14 protein-coding genes and 2 tRNA genes are annotated in these 18,916 nt (G+C 41.1%); 1 reads left to right on the forward strand and 15 read right to left on the reverse strand.

What is annotated here, in order from left to right:
• Positions 1-77: 77 nt before the first annotated feature.
• The 10 genes from HXT28_RS04935 to HXT28_RS04980 all read right to left on the reverse strand — a co-directional run bounded on the left by HXT28_RS04935 (position 78) and on the right by HXT28_RS04980 (position 13,022).
• On the reverse strand, positions 78-2,528 hold the full coding sequence (locus HXT28_RS04935) for a hypothetical protein (RefSeq protein ID WP_422113337.1): 2,451 nt from the start codon (positions 2,526-2,528) through the stop codon (positions 78-80).
• 135 nt (positions 2,529-2,663) lie between these two features.
• Positions 2,664-4,670, reverse strand: a complete 2,007-nt coding sequence (locus HXT28_RS04940; protein ID WP_016636762.1) for a serine/threonine protein kinase — start codon at positions 4,668-4,670, stop codon at positions 2,664-2,666.
• A gap of 251 nt (positions 4,671-4,921) precedes the next feature.
• On the reverse strand, positions 4,922-6,283 hold the full coding sequence (gene murA, locus HXT28_RS04945) for a UDP-N-acetylglucosamine 1-carboxyvinyltransferase (protein WP_016636763.1): 1,362 nt from the start codon (positions 6,281-6,283) through the stop codon (positions 4,922-4,924).
• 105 nt (positions 6,284-6,388) lie between these two features.
• Positions 6,389-7,720, reverse strand: a complete 1,332-nt coding sequence (locus HXT28_RS04950) for a metallophosphoesterase (protein WP_016636764.1) — start codon at positions 7,718-7,720, stop codon at positions 6,389-6,391.
• Between the two features lie 909 nt (positions 7,721-8,629).
• Positions 8,630-8,701 (reverse strand) — tRNA-Gln (locus HXT28_RS04955).
• 41 nt (positions 8,702-8,742) lie between these two features.
• A tRNA-Glu gene (locus HXT28_RS04960) sits at positions 8,743-8,815 on the reverse strand.
• A gap of 276 nt (positions 8,816-9,091) precedes the next feature.
• Complete coding sequence (gene gltX / locus HXT28_RS04965) at positions 9,092-10,654, reverse strand: glutamate--tRNA ligase (protein ID WP_016636844.1); 1,563 nt, start codon at positions 10,652-10,654, stop codon at positions 9,092-9,094.
• Between the two features lie 58 nt (positions 10,655-10,712).
• Complete coding sequence (locus HXT28_RS04970) at positions 10,713-11,678, reverse strand: hypothetical protein (protein ID WP_032814079.1); 966 nt, start codon at positions 11,676-11,678, stop codon at positions 10,713-10,715.
• Between the two features lie 102 nt (positions 11,679-11,780).
• The gene (locus HXT28_RS04975; RefSeq protein WP_016636846.1) at positions 11,781-12,497 is read right to left on the reverse strand and encodes a histidine phosphatase family protein; all 717 of its coding nucleotides are present in this window, start codon (positions 12,495-12,497) and stop codon (positions 11,781-11,783) included.
• A 15-nt stretch (positions 12,498-12,512) separates the two neighbouring features.
• On the reverse strand, positions 12,513-13,022 hold the full coding sequence (locus tag HXT28_RS04980) for a GtrA family protein (RefSeq protein ID WP_032814082.1): 510 nt from the start codon (positions 13,020-13,022) through the stop codon (positions 12,513-12,515).
• Between the two features lie 109 nt (positions 13,023-13,131).
• Here HXT28_RS04980 and HXT28_RS04985 point away from each other — a divergent pair, with 109 nt between their 5' ends.
• Positions 13,132-13,479, forward strand: a complete 348-nt coding sequence (locus tag HXT28_RS04985) for a phenylpyruvate tautomerase MIF-related protein (RefSeq protein WP_016636848.1) — start codon at positions 13,132-13,134, stop codon at positions 13,477-13,479.
• Positions 13,480-13,635: 156 nt separating this feature from the next.
• Here the strand turns inward: HXT28_RS04985 and HXT28_RS04990 are convergent, their stop codons facing one another.
• From HXT28_RS04990 to HXT28_RS05010, 5 genes are all read right to left on the reverse strand, one after another.
• On the reverse strand, positions 13,636-14,478 hold the full coding sequence (locus HXT28_RS04990; RefSeq protein ID WP_016636849.1) for a BRO family protein: 843 nt from the start codon (positions 14,476-14,478) through the stop codon (positions 13,636-13,638).
• A 134-nt stretch (positions 14,479-14,612) separates the two neighbouring features.
• Positions 14,613-15,677: a LacI family DNA-binding transcriptional regulator gene (locus tag HXT28_RS04995; protein ID WP_422113338.1), complete on the reverse strand. Its 1,065-nt coding sequence runs from the start codon at positions 15,675-15,677 to the stop codon at positions 14,613-14,615.
• The gene (locus HXT28_RS05000) at positions 15,674-17,068 is read right to left on the reverse strand and encodes a glycoside hydrolase family 13 protein (protein WP_016636851.1); all 1,395 of its coding nucleotides are present in this window, start codon (positions 17,066-17,068) and stop codon (positions 15,674-15,676) included. Before HXT28_RS05000 ends, HXT28_RS04995 begins: the two co-directional genes overlap by 4 nt.
• Before the next feature lie 55 nt (positions 17,069-17,123).
• Positions 17,124-17,966, reverse strand: coding sequence for a carbohydrate ABC transporter permease (locus tag HXT28_RS05005; RefSeq protein WP_016636852.1), 843 nt, complete (start codon positions 17,964-17,966; stop codon positions 17,124-17,126).
• Positions 17,950-18,915: a carbohydrate ABC transporter permease gene (locus tag HXT28_RS05010; protein ID WP_016636853.1), complete on the reverse strand. Its 966-nt coding sequence runs from the start codon at positions 18,913-18,915 to the stop codon at positions 17,950-17,952. The genes HXT28_RS05005 and HXT28_RS05010 overlap by 17 nt, the downstream gene beginning before the upstream one ends.
• Position 18,916: the final 1 nt, after the last annotated feature.

Consider the following 18,916-nt stretch of genomic DNA (forward strand, 5'->3'; position numbering starts at 1 on the left):
CACCGCAGTGGGCTTTTAAATTTTTATGCGATTTTTAATATTCGACCCATGCAATAAAATCACGCTTTCACTTATTATCAGTTATTTATTATTTGTTTATGCCTCTTATTACGAAATACACTAATGCCGAGTGCTACACACAGAATTGCAATAACGCCAATGCCACAGTAGGCAACTGTTGCTAAAGAATTCGCAGACTCTTTTTGCCATGAACCCGCTTCGTATGCTACCGCACGAGAAGGTTCTTGTACTTGTGAATTAATTATCCAGTTGGTACGATTGTTATCATTTTTCTCACTTTCTTTACTAGTATGATTCGTTACAACTTCTTTCGCTGTTACACGCTGTATTGGCTTAGTACGATTCACAGCCTTATGCAAAATGGGCATAACCGTAACATTGTCATATTGCAACACCGTTACGTTCCCTGCATAATCAGTTGCTTCCACTAACACATTATGAGCAATACCGTCTGGTTTCATGAATAGTGACAACATTGGCTTATTGGCTGCTTTACCACGCCAAGTACGTTGCGTTTTGCCATCAATGCTATATGTTACTGATTGTAAATCTGCATTATCTTTGGCACTGATTCGTATTAATTTACCTTTTTTAGGAGTTTGATACACTTCATTACTACGCATATCAAAAACCGCTACTTTTGGCGCAAGATTATCTACTATAAATTGCAAGGTTGCAGAGTATACTTTCAATTTGCGTTGTTGCTTACTTGCACTATTTTCATTACAAGAATAATTACCAGCTTTATCTACTGAAGCAATAAGCACACGATAATGCGCATTATCTGCAAAATTACGACGAAAAATAGTATAGGTTAATCGATGCCAACCATGCTGCATACTACGATTTACAGAAAAATCTTGCCGCGATAATATTCGTGAAACACCGTCTTGTACAATACTCACTTTTGCAGGAGCTACTAGTCCACTCGGATTAAGCTCCTCAATATGTACATCCTGAGCATGTTGTAGTTGTTGATTATTCATTGCTGCTGTGGACTTGTCAACAGTAAATCTTGAACCACCACGGTTCATAGAAAATTGCAATAATCCACGAACAGTATTGTTCACTACATCTTGCGCACTCCATTGTAACTGGTAAACGTCATCGTCTTGTTTACCGTGATAAAACCCAGTATATTGCACCTTTACACCACGATTACTAGCCTTCACAGGCGTAGAAGGACGCAGAATTTGTGAAGCATGCATGCGACGTAACGAATATGTTATACTTTTGGTTTTTAGCCAACGATCCCTAATGGTCACTGTTGGCGTTACACTATGCGCATATGCTCCACCATTTTGAACTCCAGTAATAGTAACCTCTGGCGGATGTGTATCGATTATAAACGTATCGTGCCGCGAAGATGCCATGTTGCCAGATAAATCCTTCGCATAATATTTCACATCCCAAATAGCGTCACGTGCAAAAGAAATATCCGTATACCACACTTCTGGATTCCTACTGTCATTCTTTAAATTTTGCGCTGTTATATTCAAAACTTGTTTACCATCTGCAAATACTTTCGCAATTGATGTTGCATCATGGAGCAAATGCGCAAAAACGAAATAATCATCTTTAATAAGTATTCTCACAGAACGATTTTTTCGGAAATATTTACCTTCAGACGCACTGTTATTATCATAATTCAAACTTAGTTGAGGAGCAGTGTTATCAATAATCACAAATCGCAAAGGAATTTTGCGCTTAGTAGAATTTAATGTACGTAAACGCTGTTGTGCAATGACAGCATGCTCATTATTAGTCCTACGCAAAGGCTGTAAACTATGAGATTGATTACCTTGATGAAGTAGCACTTTCGGCAGGTATACGCTTACTCCAGCTATACGAACTGACACAGTACGTAAATCGTAAATCCCCTCATTGTTCAACTCAACTTTCGCTACACCAATCAATGTAGCACGATGCTTTTTGCAACGAAAATCTGTTACGACTGAAACTAGTTGTGATTTTGTTAACGTATTTACTTGTGTTACTCGATACTTATTCACGTTTACTGTAACTTTATGAATCTCTTTAGCTACAGTGGCATCTATACCGCTGATTGTTACAAGCAACGTAACTGAATGTCTAGCAAATACGTATTCTCCTTTCGTACGAACAGCGCGCTGCTTCGGCATAATAGCAATATTATTGATGTGTGCAATGTTCGAAATATGCTGCTGAAGTTCTTGTGCTTGCATCGGAAACTTTTGAGAATGCACTGACTTATGCAACGATGCTGTATGCGTAGTTGTTGTTGCGTGAGCAACAGAATTTACTGGCAATAGCAACGATGCAACACCCACACATACGAGTAACGCAGCATACGCACACGCCTGAATATTCATAAAACATGAGTCAAGAGTCTTATTAATACGTAGTTTCCAATTAATACGTAGTTTCCAAGATTGAGAACAATTCTTACACAATGTATTGTTCACTTGCGACCAAAAAATTATCCAGAATTCTCTCATATTTGCTAATACATGATTTTGTCGTGTCATCCGATTCCCCCCTTGTCATTGACACAAAATTGTTAGTATGCAAATTTGATTTACAATATTTTTCTTTTCACCTCCTGCATAGTTATGCTTCAACATCACACAAGATAATGCCGATCGTTTTAATAGCATTATTTTTCATCTTGTATTATTATTTTCGGCAAAAACTGCTGCAATCTCCTCTCGCACCTGCGGAACATTATTCAAAGCAATTCTTTGACGGTTTTCCGATTCATCGTTCACTACACGTGCCTGTTTAAGAAGATCATATGCATCATCACATAATTGCTGTAGCTCTTGCTTATTCACCCCACTTTCATAAAACATATGAAGCCATGAATGTAATGATTGCAATACAAGCTCTCCAGTATCCACACACAATACATCCTTTTGATTGCGCTGTGCTATTTGCACAAGCTGTTGCAACTGACGTACATATTGCTGATATGTTGTTGCATTCGGAGCATCCTGCACAACATCAACTATTCGCATATAACAGTCAGCAAGAGCAATGTATATATTCAATACAGATTTATGCGAAGTATCATGCAATATTCGTTCAGACGCAGATGCTACAGAAGATGATAAATCATCTTTTTTATGCTTTTCCTTTTCATATTTTTGAGCTTCACGGAACCAAACTTGCGCAACACGCATGCGTGCAAGCCTTTCTGTAGGCATAACTTTGCCAGAAAATCCCGCAAAATAGTACCAATATGCTTTAGCTATATCACCAGCAAATTGTGCCCATGCTTGAGTAGTTTCATGCAATTGTTGCTCATATACACTAATCAAACTCATAAGCTTCTGCTCTTCAACAGTACTCCACTGCTGATCGGCAAGTTGAACACGCAACAACACTCGAAGCGGACGCAAAGACATCTTACGAACATAATGTTTTTTCACCATGTTATTTTGTATTTGCATAGCATGGGCAACATAACGTCCTGCAACATCCGTCTTACTTTCACGTTCTGCTAAACGCACGTATGAATCATAATCAGCTTTATTACGACGTATTACATTCATACGTTTACGTTGCGATATGGATGTAGATGCTTGCTGTGTTTGTTTCATAGCAGCGTTACTACTGAGCACACCTAAGCAATTGAATAATATAGCTGTTAATACTATTACTGCAGCTAATACTCCTAGCGTTATGCCGTGTTTATTTTGTAGTAAGCGCCGCTTATTACGTTGCCTAGGATGACTACAATCCTTACGCTGTTTACTAGCATCACATTTCATATGTCGATAATGCTGAATCCGTTCCTTATGATGTTTACGTTTTATTCGTTTTGCATCAACATCATTATTTCGAGAACGATGTTCTTCATTATCATCGCATGCCTCTAATGCAGCAAACATAGCTTCACAATCTTGATATCGTTGCGTAGACTGCGTCGCTGTAGCAGTTGCAAGCACTGATACCAGTTGATCCAGCATTGCACAATGATTGCGATATGGTGATGCAACATGTAATCCCACATGCGAGGTTTCACTCGGCAATAATGCGTATAACAATGTCATACCAACTGAATACACATCACTTGCAGGAGTTACCACATTATTGTTCAACACTTCAGGAGCCGTAAACCGTGGCGTCGCAAACTGCACATCATTCTGCTCTATACTGCGCAGATCAAGAACACCAGTATGCGTATACCATTGTGTTGCAGCACCAAAATCAATTAAGCGTACCGACCCATCGTCAGCAATCATAACATGTGAAGGCTTAAGATCGCCGTATATAATCGGCGGGTAATGCGCATGCAAGTATGAAAGTATTGCACACAATTGCATACCCCAGTCACGTATTACTGTAGCATCTTGTAAACCATGCTCTCTCACTAACGTTTTCAGCGAACAACCTTTTACATAGTCACGAACAGCATATGCTCGACCATTTTCTTCAAAAAAGTCAACGATTCGAGGAATAGCAGGATGATCACATTCTTTTAACACATCAACTTCTGCACGTAACGATTGAACAAGACCCTTTTGGTATTCCTCATTACCTTGCAACACAGTTTCTTTTACAGCCCACTGTTTGTGTAATACAGTATCAACCGCAAGAAAAACGGTTGACATACCGCCATGACCCAATTCACCAAGTAACTGGTATCTACCACCTACGCAAACCACAATCAAGCCTCCGCAATGTTAACATCCTGCATTGTTCAGCGAATATTTCAACACATTGCTGAGCAATTGAATAACAATTGCGACTACTGTATCGATAAATTTGCGTAGCGCAAAGCTTTTTTAAGCTTTGTGGTTAAAAGGTCAAAGCCTAGCAAAAACTGAACACTTAACAATAAAGTATTCAGTCACCTAATAATATTTCTATATGAAAGAACGTGTATTAAATAAACGTTATCGTAGCAAAAATTGTACTAATCGATATTGGCCCCTAGTGCAAGCAACTTACCGCGGAAATCAGCATAACCACGATCAATTAACGAAATACCACGCACATTCGATGGACCTTGAGCAGTAAGAGCTGCAATCAAATGACTAAAGCCACCGCGCAAATCTGGAACATCAATATCTTGACCAGTTAACGGAGTAGGTCCAAAAATCACTGCAGAATGCTTGTAATTCCGCTGTTGGAAACGACAAGGCAAAGAACCCAAGCATTCACGATACAACTGAATCATAGCACCCATCTGTACAAGCGGCTTTGTAAAACCAAAACGATTTTCATATACCGTTTCATGCACAATACTCAAACCCTTAGCTTGTGTTAATGCCACAACAAGCGGTTGCTGCCAATCTGTCATGAAACCAGGATGTACGTCTGTTTCAATAGCAACAGGATGCAAATCTCCACCTGGATGCCAGAAACGAATGCCTTTATCCGTAACATCAAATTGTCCACCAACCTTACGGAATACATTCAAGAATGTCATCATTTCTGGCTGCGTTGCGCCCTTAATAAACACATCACCGTGGGTTGCAAGAGCAGCAGAAGCCCAAGATGCGGCTTCAATACGATCTGTTAACGCAGTATGCGTATAACCCTGTAACTCTTTTACTCCCTCAATACGGAATGTACGATCGACATCTACAGAAATAATGGCACCCATCTTTTGTAAAACGGCTACCAAATCCATAATTTCCGGCTCAATAGCAGCGCCAGAAAGCTCAGTACGACCTTCTGCAAGAACGGCTGCAAGAAGCGTCTGCTCGGTTGCACCAACCGAAGGATATGGCAAATGAATTTTAGTACCATGCAAACCATGAGGAGCAGTAATATGAATGCCATCCTCATGGTCTTTATCTACATTCGCGCCCAACTTTCGTAAAGTTTCAAGATGGAAATCAATTGGACGACCACCAATATTGCATCCACCGAGTGCTGGAATAAACGCTTCACCTAAACGATGCAACAATGGGCCTGAGAACAAAATAGGAATACGCGAAGAACCAGAAAGCGTATCAACATCCGCAACATCAGCAAGCTGCACTTTCGTAGCATCGATAGTAACAACACCATCTGAACCGTTTACTTCAACATTTACACCGTGCAAGCGCAATAAATCAGAGACAACGTGCACATCTCGAATTTCTGGCACGTTTTTTAACACAGACTTGCCTGGCGCTAAAAGAGCTGCAACCATGGCTTTGCTTACAAAATTCTTCGCACCACGAACCTTAATAGTTCCATTAAGCGGCTTACCACCTTCTACATGCAACACATCTGCAGCATCGACGCCACTATTGCTGTTCTGTTCAGCCGTATTACGTGCGGACACATTTACCTCTTTCGTTCGCGCTCAAACACTATTCACTATCATACCGACATACTTGCCAACGCGCTCATATAACTTATACAAAACTACTGTATTACACCAACATTTTTAATGAACAGAATACTGAGATTGAGCTTGATGCTGATGCTGAGCAGAATGCTGACGCCAACGACGCACCAATTTAGCAAATAATGATGGTTTACGAAGCAAATCCACCTCTGGTAACTCATGTTCGGATTCTGCAGTAAGACCATATGTATATGCTTTTTTAGATGAAGGCTTTCCAACAAGATCGCCAAATTCCAGCATTTGAGTGCGCGGTTCATATGGGTGACGAATATCGAACTCAAGTAAACGCACGCCACGCTTTGCAGGCTCAGGACCATAAGATCCAAAACCACAAGTAGGGGTTGCAACAAGAAGCATATTACCTTCAGGTTCCTTACCAGCAAAGGCATTGCGGTGATCGTGACCGGCAATAACAGCAAATGCACCAGATCGAGTTAGCACAGCATACTCGCCACTATCTTCGTCTGGGCAACTGATACCTTCCCCCAAATAGCCATCTGGAAGCACATACATATTATCAAGAACATAATAGTGACCAGCAAAAGCGCGATAACCTTCAATCGCACGCTCTTGCGCAGCTAATTCTTGAGGAACCTCACGTAGAACACGATAGAATTGCGGTAATGGAAAATGTTGGAAAACACAGAAATGCGGAGGTAAAGAAGCAGGCAATTTTGCTAGAAAATCAAGTGCTTGCTGAGAAGGTTTACCATAACCGCCTGATTGAGCATAATCGCCAGAATCTACCAGAACTATTGAAAAAACAACATTCTCATGCTTTTCATCCATAACAGGCAGAGCGAAAGTCCCTGGTTCACACGGAAGGATGATTTGTTTCGATAACACGGATTTCGTAGACTGCATAGCGCCTGTTGATGCTGTAACTATAGCATTACGATTCATACAGCATGAAAACTTTTGGTATATAACATCAAGATCTTCATTACTTAATCCACACTGAAAATCATGATTACCATATGTTACAACCCATGGAATCCTGCGCGTTTCAAGAGGTTCAACTAAACGAGCTATGCCACTCTTAATTTGCTGCAATAATTGCTGTTTATCAACAGATGAAGCATATTCAGATTTCTGCCACCGTCTACGGATAAAAGTTCGCGAAAACACTTTTTCATAGCCAGCAATTTGATTACCCGTAAACACCACTAAATCTGGACGCACAGCATCACAAGCAGATTCAATTAATCGAATTGTGTCCGATGACACTTTCGGCACATCTTGAACATCGGCGCATTGCAATACACGAAACTTTCCAGAAAGATGAAACTGCAAACGCCCTAAACGCGATGAAATTGATAAAGGAAGCGCAGCTGTATTAGCAGTAGCTTCAGATAGTGCAGAACCTGTCATACTTTAAGCATACGGCAGACACATCACGACTCACTCAATGTTTATAGAGTTTCATAAATTATAATGAAATTAGTGTTGCAAAATTTGTACTCCAATACAACATACACCCATATAACACTGCAAACAGGGAATGAAGAATACAATTTTGCAAATCAAAAAACTAAAATCAGTAGAATTATATTAAATTATTAGGAAATTCTCAGCTAATTATATTATTGCATCCAGCATATGGTGGTTATGATAGAGACATCAAAACAAGATGGACTACAAACAGTTCGGATTGACTTTATAATTTAACCTCTCTTCTTCTCTTCTTTCTCTAACCCCGGTCTTGTACCGGGGTTTTTGATTTTAAGCTACAAATAGCCATCTGGGGATTCATTCGTGAGAGTAATTCCAAAATGCAGGTTATAGGCCAAAAAGTGTGTAAGAAATCATGTCTCACGCATTGCAATACAAGCGTTTTGCGGTAATCGAATCTGTTTGCTGCACATTCGCCACCCGGACAAAAAGTGTGTAAAAAATAAGCTCATAACCCTTATAGCAGTAAGGCTCAATGTATATCGAATGTGGGTTATTTCTTATGCTAAGCGGCGTTCAAAGTAGGTATTAGCTGAATATTTAACAATAAATCGTCAAACTTTGTTACTAATGCAGATTACGTACTGCGCGAATAACGCTAAATCGCAATTATTCGTTACTAATGCAGATTACGTACTGCACCAGTAACATATGACTGTTCTTTCTCAGTTTGTTAGCTAAGTTTTTAATGCTGTTTAGATTATGGATTATAGACACATAATATTCATCATCATAGTTTTACACACTTTTTGGCCTATAACCCCAAAATGCAGGTAAGTAAACTGCAGATAAGTAACAAAAAAGCTCTCGACTTACGAGAGCTATTCGCTGGGGTACCTGGACTCGAACCAAGAATGGATGAACCAGAATCACCTGTGTTGCCAATTACACCATACCCCAATTGGCAGGCTTCGCGGCTCTTGGAACCGTTCCGTCTTTCGTACCCCCGACCGGATTTGAACCGGTGTTGGCGCCGTGAGAGGGCGTAGTCCTAGACCGCTAGACGACGGGGGCTTCATTTATTGCTACGCTCTTGACGCAACAAACGTCAACTCTACAACATAAAAGGATAATAAGCAAGAGCGGCGTGTTGAAAAAAATAATGTACAGTTTCATACACGCGCACCAATTCTTTTAAGACATTATGTGTTGACAACAAATACAACTCATTAATCAAAATAAATACACACTACACTGCCAAATAAACTAAAGAAAAAGGCGAAAACGTAGCTATATTGCCAAGTTCTCGCCTTATTCAAATTTTATTTGCGCTTATACATTATTTGCAATTTACAAATGCTCACGCAATCCAGCCAAACGCGCCAAAGTCACGTCTTTGCCCACGATTTCCATGGACTCAAACAATGGCGGAGAAACGCGACGACCAGAAAGTGCAACTCGCACAGGACCAAATGCCAAGCGCGGCTTGTAACCAGCTTCCTCAACAAGCTTCTTGTTCAAAAGCTCATGCAAGGAATCAGTGTGCCAATCAGAAGCATCAACGCCCTGCAGAGCAGCGATTGCGGCGTCAAGAACCTCGCCTGCAGATTCCTTCAACTGCTTACGAGCGTCGTCATCTGGCGCAATGTAGCCATCTTCGCTTAACAGGCTACCAACCATTCCAGCAACCTCACCAAGCAAACGCACGCGAGGCTGTACAAGAGGAGCTGCAGCGCTAAGCACCTCACGCTCGCGATCAGTCAACGCATCCCAAGAATCCGCGCTAACTACACCATCCTTATGCAAGTAAGGCACGGAACGGTTCAAGAAATCTTGAGGCTCAAGCATGCGAATATGCTCAGCGTTAATCGAAATTGCTTTATCCAAGTCAAAGTGCGCAGGATTTGCCTTAACGTCTCGCACATCGAACTTTTCAACCATCTCGTCCATAGTGAACACGTCACGATCAGGCGCAATAGACCATCCAAGCAAAGCCAAGTAATTCAACAAGCCTTCTGGAATAAAGCCGTTATCTCTATGCAAGAACAAGTTGGACTCTGGATCTCGCTTAGAAAGCTTCTTCTTACCTTCGCCCATAACGTAAGGCATATGACCGTAAAGTGGAGTTTCCTTAGCAATACCCATTTCCATAAGGTAACGGTACAGCACAATCTGACGAGGCGTAGAGCTCAAAATATCCTCACCGCGCAAAACCACGTTCACATCCATCAACGCGTCATCAACAGGATTTGTAAGCGTGTACAGCGGATCACCATTCGGGCGCACAATCACATAATCTGGAACAGATCCAGCTTTAAAAGTAATCTCACCACGAATCAAATCGTTAAAAGTAATGTCTTCATTTGGCATCTTCAAACGAAGCGCAGGTTTGCGACCTTCGTCGCGAAAAGCTTGCTTCTGCTCTTCAGTAAGATTGCGATCGTATCCATCGTAACCAAACTCAGCTGGACGACCTGCAGCAACGTTACGTTCCTTAATTTCTTCTGGAGTAGAGAAGGATTCGTAGGCATATCCTGCATCAAAAAGCTTTTTCGCTACGTCCTTATAAATCTCCATGCGCTGGGACTGGCGATATGGACCATTATCTCCACCAACGTCAATACCTTCATCCCAATCGATATTAAGCCAACGAAGAGCCTCAATAATCTGCTGGTAGCTTTCCTCGCTATCACGCTCATTGTCGGTATCTTCAATACGGAACAGCAATTTGCCATGAGTATGGCGAGCCTCAGCCCAGTTAAACAGCGCGGTACGAACCATACCCACGTGAGGCGTGCCGGTTGGCGAAGGGCAAAAACGCACACGAACATTTTTTGGAAGTTCAGGCTTTGCGGATTTTGTTGCATTATTAGCAACTTCTTGAGTTTCCTCGATATCAGTCATAGGTTCCATTGTGCCGCGCGTTACGGACGTGCCGTATGTACAGGTGAACATCAACCTATCAACAATGCTAATCTAAAGTTTGAGTTGATTCCTTATTGCCTTCAACATGCGCAAACTTAGCCGCTAGCGCTTCACGAGATTTGCGATCGTCTTCTTCTTTTGCACGCTTTTTAGCCTCTTCAGGATCCCACAGCACATCTTCACGATGCTTTTTCCACTCCGCAGCTAACAAAGGCGACGCAAAATTAATTATCGCGCTAATACTATTTTCATTACTTTCGCTATTTTTATTACTTTCACTGCAATCTACTTGCAAATTGCGCACGCAATCAACAAGCTCACGCCACTGAGTATCTTTAAACATCATGCGAGGCACACCAGCGCACTCACACACCTCGTTGATATAAAGGAAAATTGGTAAAGTTTCATAAATATCGCTAGCTTTTGCAACTAGCTTGATAAGAATACACAAAATCAGCATAATTTTTTGCGACTCTACAGATTCTTTGTATTCAAAGGATTGCTTTTTTGCGTATTCGATAGCGTTTTGCAAATCTTCAGCAACCCAATTTCCTTGCACTCCCAACGTATCTGCAGCGCTATTAATTGCATCGGCATCTTCAGAGGCGTGCGAGTAAAGTTCATTAAAAATGGTTTCTATATTATTTGCATTGTTTTCTAAAATTTCTGCTTCCGCTTCGTTGTAATGAGGCTCATAGCACGAATCCATTTCATCGTAGGCGTCCGCAGCCGCAAGCAAAGCATCCACAATTTCTTGCGGACGACCAGGGATTTCGTCTGCGCCTTCATACACAAACTCAGCGTCCGGCACAGTAACGTCAAGATTTGTAAGTATTCGCGCTATCGCTAACATTGAGCGCACTTCCAGATTTTCAGCATATTTTGCATCATTATCAAGATGACGAGCTTCGCTAAGAGGCCATAATTCCGTTAAGTCAGCTGCAGTTTGAGAAGCATTGCGTAGCATTGATACACATTCCGTATATTTAGCACATTCAGAACCATTCACCATTCCGATACTCCTTTGCATCACACAAAATATGGTATTACAAACTTATTTAATAAGCTCATTACATAGCTTCCATTCGCCGAAATAATGAGTTTACTTCACAACTTATTGAACATTCGCAGCAGGATCTACATACGTAATAGAAAGCACGCGCAAAGTCTTGCAATCGTAAGTAATAGAAGTAATTGATGCCAATGCCGTGTGCCTAAGAAGCATATTATGCTCAGCATGACCAGTTTCTAGCAGGTGGCGATAAGACCAAATCGGCGATTCGTGAGTGACTGCAACGATTTGCTCGCCAGGGTGCTTACGAACCTGCTCGCGCGCAAAATCACCAACGCGAGCGGCGATGCTTTTGTAGGATTCTCCCCAACTCGGCTTCCACAAATTTGCAACAAGCTTCCAGTTATTATTCTTCCAAAGTGCGCCCTCTCCGTAGCCAATGCGTTTTCCACGGAAATTATTACCAGCTTCAATCAAGCGCTTATCTAAAATAATGTCGCTTTCATGAGACTGAACCGAAGATTGCGAAGAAGATTGCTCAGAATCCTCACCGCAGTGCGCTTTTACATAGTAAGAATTTGTGATATCACGCAAAGCATCCTCAATTTCGCGCGCTGTTTCGCGAGTGCGATCAAGAGGCGACGAGTAAATTGCGCTAATTCCTCGCATTTGCGGAACTGTTGCAATATATTGCGCTGTAGCTCTTGCCATCCGCACACCTCGCGCAGAAAGATGAAAGCCTGGCAAGCGCTCGTACAGCACATGATTCGGATTATCTACTTCCCCATGACGCACAAAATGAATTGTTGTAGCCAGCATTCCTAACTCCTACTTTTACTTCCAACCTTTTGGCGTATGATGTAGCGACCACTGCCCTAGGCGATGTGCAAAACTCGTATCTTTTTCGGCAACATAATCAGGCTGCTTAGACTTAGTGTCATCAAGCAGCCACTTGCGAATCACAAAATTCCATACTGCCACAACAACCGTCGCAATTAACTTACCAATATTCGTTCTAAGCACGTATATTGCAGTTTTGCTCATAGCTGCTGTCATTCCCAAAGTACTCGCCCAAATAATCACATCGTTAATAAGCAAGCCAATAACCGCGGAAATAACAAAAATCAGCAATTCCATCCAACGAGCCATGTCTTCGCGGTGCTTAAACACGTATTTCATACTGGCAATATAGTTAAAAATAAGCGAAATAATAAACGAAATAGTGCCAGCAACCACGTTATTTACGTGCACAAGCAGCAACAAATTCAGCAGCGCGACGTCAATAATCAACGCAATAATGCCGACAATACCGAATTTCACAACCTGTTCAATAAGCTTTTTCATACATTCCATTAAACACGCGACGGCTAACAATTAACATATAATTGTTACGTAATATTGGAAGTAATATTGTGGAGTAATAAAACTTACTAAATTTAGCAAAGGAGCGATTATGCCAGTTATTCATACTCATGTTTCTGTAAGCACAACACCTGCCCAGCGCGACGCATTAAAAGCTGCTTACGGCAAGGCGATTAGCGCAGTTCCAGGCAAAAGTGAGCATTGGCTTATGTGCCCATTCGAAGATAATATGCCGATTTATTTTGCAGGAGATAATTCCAAGCCTGCAGCTTACGTTGAGGTGAATGTGTTTGGTTCCAGCGTGCCTGGTTCGGCTTGGGAAAAGTTGACTGAGCAGATTATGGCAGCTTTGGAGCGCGAGCTTGGCGTACCTCAAGACCGCACTTACATTCGTTACACTGCAACCACCGACTGGGGTTGGAACGGCGGCAACTTCTAAGCGCAAATCGCAAGCCTTCTACATGGGGACAATTTGTCCCCATGTAGGCATCTAACTGCTAGTCACGAATCGCATAAAATCGACATCAAATAACTTAAAGAAAAGCCTACAGCACGTGAAAACGTACCGTAGGCTTTTGGTTTAAAATCACCTAAGTCATTCAGTCTCTTTAGCAACATCCTCAATAAGTTTCCCAAAGTCAATTGCATTTTGCGATGTGACAACTGGTTTACCTGTTTCCTTTTCAATCTCTTTTCTAGCATTTCCAGCAATGCTTCCACCGCGTTTAGCAACTTGCTTATTTTCTGCTAAACCCTGTGGATTATTGGTTTTAGTAAGCTCGGTAGTTGTTGCTTCCGCAAGCATATTCAGAACTATTTCAAGAGTTGTCATGTTATCTCTAAGATTTTCTTTCTTAAGACCCTTAAAATCTTTATATGCTCTCGTCGTCATCCCCGACCAAGCTTTAGACACTTCGTCAGTTAGAATTGCATATTCTTTCCCAGCCTTCACACCATGATCTTGCCAAGCATCAGTCAATTCTTTTCTTACTTGAATTGACTGAAGTCTTTGATTAATCCATTCGCGCGAATAACCTTTTTTCAAATACGTTGCTAAAGCCCTATCAATAGCTTGCTCAGGGTCTATTACTTCATCAATTCTCTCTTTACCAACTGTTGCTAACCACATTTTGAATGGTTCAGCTTTGGGAGATGGTATTGATTGAATAATGCGCAAAATTCCTTGCATATCAGCAGCGTCTGTCTCATATTTTTTCCCGTCAGACGATGTAAGCTTCAGTTGTCGACAAAATGTCGACAACTCACTTTTTTCTTCCTCACTCATGCGCCTTTTTACACGATACCAATAGTCTCTTGGATTCTTGCTATCTGTCAAAACAGCAACTACATCCACTACCGAAAAATACCATTCTTCTTTTTCGTTATCCCAAGTGGAACGCACTTGCTTGCCTTCAAATAATTTAATTTCATTACCCATGTTGATCCCCTTCAACTACAGTTATCCCCTCTTTAAATATCAATTTTATAATATTGCTTGATTGCTAACAATATGAATTAACAATCGAAACGACTATAACTTCTAGGCAAAACCGCAAAATATATTAAAGCCAATTACTTCTTAAGAGGAGCTGCCCCAACCGATTCACGCACGATGAAGGCAGTTCCTAGTTTTTTATGCGAAACAGGCAAAGCTTCTTCATCAAAGCGTATTTGATCAATCAAACTTTCTGCAGCCAAGCGTCCTTTTGAAGTAATTGGCTGATGAACCGTAGTTAATCGTGGCGTACAAATTGTAGACAAAGGCAAATCATCATAACCAGTAATAGAAAGATCTTCAGGAACGCGTAATCCTTGCGCTTGAGCTGCTCCAAGCACACCCAACGCAATAATGTCACTAAACGACACAATCGCAGTAGGCCTACATTCGAGATTAGTATCATTCCACATTTTATTAAAAACATCAGCGCCACCCTGATACGTGCAAGGCGTTTCTATAACGGTAATCTCTTTATCTTCCGGCGATAAGTTGTGCTTTTTAAGCGCGCGCACAACACTTGCCATGCGCCTACCGACTATTCCTTGCCATCCCGGATAATCAGTATGCGATTTCGTTTCAATTGCCGCAATACCAATATTCCTATGACCTAAATCAATAAGTCGATCTACTAAATCTTCAAAATCATGCTCATCGTCAACTTCTACAGTCGGAACGTTGATAGGTTGAGCAGGATCCACAATCACGACAGGAACATGCTTATTCAAAATTTCAACAACTTCTGCACGTTCAGCTTCCAAGCCGCAAATTATAAAACCGCTTACTGCAGCTGTAGGAATAGCTTTTAACATTGAACCTCTTAGCGGAGGAACAAGCATCAAAGTGTAGCCTTCTGACTGGCAAACCTGCCCAATGCCTTGAATCAAAAGTGAATAATAAGGATTTTGCAAAATCGTATCAATACCTTGCGGAAGTAACAAGCCCAACGCATTCGAAGAATTTGTGCGCAATGCTCTAGCTGTTGCACTTCGCACATATCCCATTTCTTCAGCAGTTTGCATAATATGCTCAACCGTCGCCTCAGACAGTTTTGACGGATCATTATATGCAAAAGACACTGCAGACTTGGAAACATTAGCTTTCTTTGCAACATCCTTAATAGTCACTCTACGAACATTCATAGCTTCCCCACTGCTTCACCTTCATACAATATAATGGATTTTTCTCCCATACGGTATTGATTACCTATTATACTTGGCACACCAAATAGAGCACGATCCATACGCACTGGCAAATCATCACAATTGATGTAAACTCCAGATCCGCGATGCACTAAGCATAAGCACGCACGCCCCGAAGGTAAGTTGCGCGTAATACACACAGTATGTTTACCTAAAGCAGCTACATGCTGCCTGCCATATTGGAGAGCAGCATTTTCTCTACGCAGACGCATTAATTTGCAAACTGTTTTACGAACAGATAAATTCCAAGCATTCTCATTCCAAATCATAGGAGCACGGCAACCCGGATCATTTTCTCCTTCCATGCCATTTTCATCGCCGTAGTACACCATAGGAGCACCATCAGCAGCGAATAACAGCGCATAAGCTAAATTCTCAGCGTCTTCAGCAGGCGTATCCCAAGCATATTCATGAGCTTTTGTGCGCGTAAGTAATCGCTCAGTATCGTGACTCCCAAGCAAATTCAACATACAAGAGCGGTGCTCTTCTGGAATATCGTTATACAAAGCATTCATGCCATCTGCAAAATCATAAGCATCCAAAGTTTCATCAGTGCAAAAACCTAGGACTAAATCACGAACAGTATAATTCATGGTTCCATCCATAAGTTCAGGCGTAAGCCATTGAGAAGGGTTACGCCATTCTTCAGCTACTAAGTATTTATCATCTCCAAAAGATTTCACTATATTATGGAAACCTTTCCAAAATGTTTTATTGACGAAATATGGAACATCTAAACGCCAACCATCAATACCACGATTTAACCAATATTTAGCAACGTTATAGTGATGTCTACGAACTTCTGGATTATATACATTCCATTTTGGCAAATAGTAGCAGCCGGAACATGTTTTATAATTTGGTTCCGGATGAGACACTACAGGAAAACCCTCTACTGAAAACCAATTAACATATTGCGATTGTTCGCCATTACGCACAACATCTTGGAAAGCCCAGTGGCCTATTCCACAATGATTGAATACACCATCTAAAACTACGCGAATCTGCAATTCATGAGCACGCTTAATAAACTCATCAAAATCTGCATCATTGCCAAGTCGAGAATCAATTTTGAAATAATCAGTAGCGTCATAGCGATGATTCGTATCTGCTTGGAAAATTGGGGTAAGATACAGAGCATTGATACCCATATCCGCAAGATATGGCAGATGCTCCCTAATCCCTTTCAAATCACCACCGAAAAAATTATCTCTAGTTGGAGATTTATCCCATGATTCTACAGGATTAGGGTTAATAGAAGCATTTGCATTTGCGAATCGCTCCGGAAAAATCTGATAAAATACACTTGATTTTACCCATTCAGGTTGCATGACTTGTTCCTAACAAATAGTAAATTTTACAAATTGCGAAAGTTTTAGCACTTCTTCAATCTTTAAGACCAGTAGAGGCTATTCCTCGTTCAAGAGCTTTTTGGAAGAAGAAGAAAATAATAATTGATGGCAAAGTTGACGTCAAAGTTCCAGCCATTAAATAATTCCATGAAGTACCATAACGTCCAACAAAACCGCTTAATCCGATTTGAATAGTACGCATTTCTTCTGCATTTGTAACCAGCAGAGGCCACAGGAAATCATTCCATGCGAATAGGAATGAGAATACGCCAAGAGTTGCAAGAGCTGGCTTAGAAAGCGGCAGAATAACTTTAATAAAAATACCAAGACTTGAACATCCATCAATTCGTGCAGCTTCATCAAGTTCACGCGGAATAGTGCTAAAATGCTGTCGCAGCAAAATAATGCCGAACACATCAGCCAAACGTGGAACTGTTAAGGCTGCCATAGTATCAATCCAACGCAACTGAGCGATAATACCGTACATAGGTATAACTGTTACGAAAGCAGGAACCATAAAAGCCGAAAGCAGCAATATGAACAATACTTTCTTTCCAGGAAACTCTAATCGCGCAAAAGCAAAAGCTGCCATAGCATCAAACGCAAGATGACCAACTACAATAATTGCCGACATAATCAAGCTATTAATATAATAATTTGCAAATGGAGCGCTTTGCCAAGCATGCAAATAATTTTCCCAATGCCATGATGTTGGAATTACTGATTGAACAGCATACGTTTCGGCTTTTGTTTGCAACGAGGTTGTAAACATCCACATAAATGGAATAAGTACCGAAGCTGCACCAATAATGAGCACAATATGTCGAGCAAGATGCAACGAACGCAATCTCGTAAAGACTTTACTTATTTTCTGCATTGCTTACCTTCCATTGCACAAGAGTTACGATAAGTACCAATACCAGCGACGCTATTGCGATTGCTGTGCCATAACCGAAATTGCCTAACCTAAATGCTTGACGATACATAAACATTCCTAGTACGTCAGTGCCCCCTCGAGGACCACCTTCAGTAAACACGTAAATTAAATCAAATGATTGGAAACTGCTAATCAACGCTTGCACAACCACAAAGAATGTCATTGGCCTCAACAGAGGAACTGTAATATAACGCAGCTGTTGCCAGCTCGTAGCACCATCAAGACTTGCCGCTTCATAAGTTGATTTAGAAAGAGATTGCAAAGCAGTCAAATATAGAATGATATTAAAACCGAGGTTCTTCCAAACTGTAAGAAATATAGTAGCGAGTAATGCTAGCCACTTATTGTGGAGCCAGTCGGGTCCTGCAATACCTAGGGATGAGAGTACAGAATTTACAAGACCCGATGGATCCAACATATATTTCCACACAATTGCTACAGCCACCGAGGAGGTAACGACAGGAAGGAAATATATGGTGCGATACAATCCGCGAGCGCGAATTGGCGCATCTAGTAATACCGCAAAAATCAAGCCAGAAACAACCGATAACACAGCTACGCCAAACGCATATATAACAGTCACGGTTAAACTATTCCAAAATTCTGGATTTTGAGATAGTTTTACATAATTCTTCAATCCAATAAAATCTGGATTTGCAGAAAAACCGTTCCAATTCGTTAAGCTCGTGTATGCTGCAGAAATAATTGGATAAAAAGTGAAGATGACGAGAATCACTAATCCCGGAAGTAACAACCCCCATGCTGTGAGAATTTGCTCCCATTTTCCTACAGTTTTATGACCATTTTGCATCAGCTTACTACTGCCAACTTTTACGTTGTCAATAGCAGCTGTCTGCTTATTTTTTAGCTGTGCTATCGGGTTACGCATG

It is taken from the genome of Gardnerella washingtoni, assembly GCF_049262705.1.
Classification (GTDB): Bacteria; Actinomycetota; Actinomycetes; order Actinomycetales; family Bifidobacteriaceae; genus Bifidobacterium; species Bifidobacterium vaginale_D.

Bases quoted from the DNA above. Each gene is read 5' to 3' on its own strand.
- HXT28_RS04935 (WP_422113337.1), bottom strand. From the start codon at position 2,528: ATGACACGACAAAATCATGTATTAGCAAATATGAGAGAATTCTGGATA.
- HXT28_RS04950 (WP_016636764.1), bottom strand. From the start codon at position 7,720: ATGACAGGTTCTGCACTATCTGAAGCTACTGCTAATACAGCTGCGCTT.
- gltX (WP_016636844.1), bottom strand. From the start codon at position 10,654: ATGGAACCTATGACTGATATCGAGGAAACTCAAGAAGTTGCTAATAAT.
- HXT28_RS04970 (WP_032814079.1), bottom strand. From the start codon at position 11,678: ATGGTGAATGGTTCTGAATGTGCTAAATATACGGAATGTGTATCAATG.
- HXT28_RS04975 (WP_016636846.1), bottom strand. From the start codon at position 12,497: ATGCTGGCTACAACAATTCATTTTGTGCGTCATGGGGAAGTAGATAAT.
- HXT28_RS04980 (WP_032814082.1), bottom strand. From the start codon at position 13,022: ATGAAAAAGCTTATTGAACAGGTTGTGAAATTCGGTATTGTCGGCATT.
- HXT28_RS04985 (WP_016636848.1), top strand. From the start codon at position 13,132: ATGCCAGTTATTCATACTCATGTTTCTGTAAGCACAACACCTGCCCAG.
- HXT28_RS04990 (WP_016636849.1), bottom strand. From the start codon at position 14,478: ATGGGTAATGAAATTAAATTATTTGAAGGCAAGCAAGTGCGTTCCACT.
- HXT28_RS04995 (WP_422113338.1), bottom strand. From the start codon at position 15,677: ATGAATGTTCGTAGAGTGACTATTAAGGATGTTGCAAAGAAAGCTAAT.
- HXT28_RS05000 (WP_016636851.1), bottom strand. From the start codon at position 17,068: ATGCAACCTGAATGGGTAAAATCAAGTGTATTTTATCAGATTTTTCCG.
- HXT28_RS05005 (WP_016636852.1), bottom strand. From the start codon at position 17,966: ATGCAGAAAATAAGTAAAGTCTTTACGAGATTGCGTTCGTTGCATCTT.
- HXT28_RS05010 (WP_016636853.1), bottom strand. From the start codon at position 18,915: ATGCGTAACCCGATAGCACAGCTAAAAAATAAGCAGACAGCTGCTATT.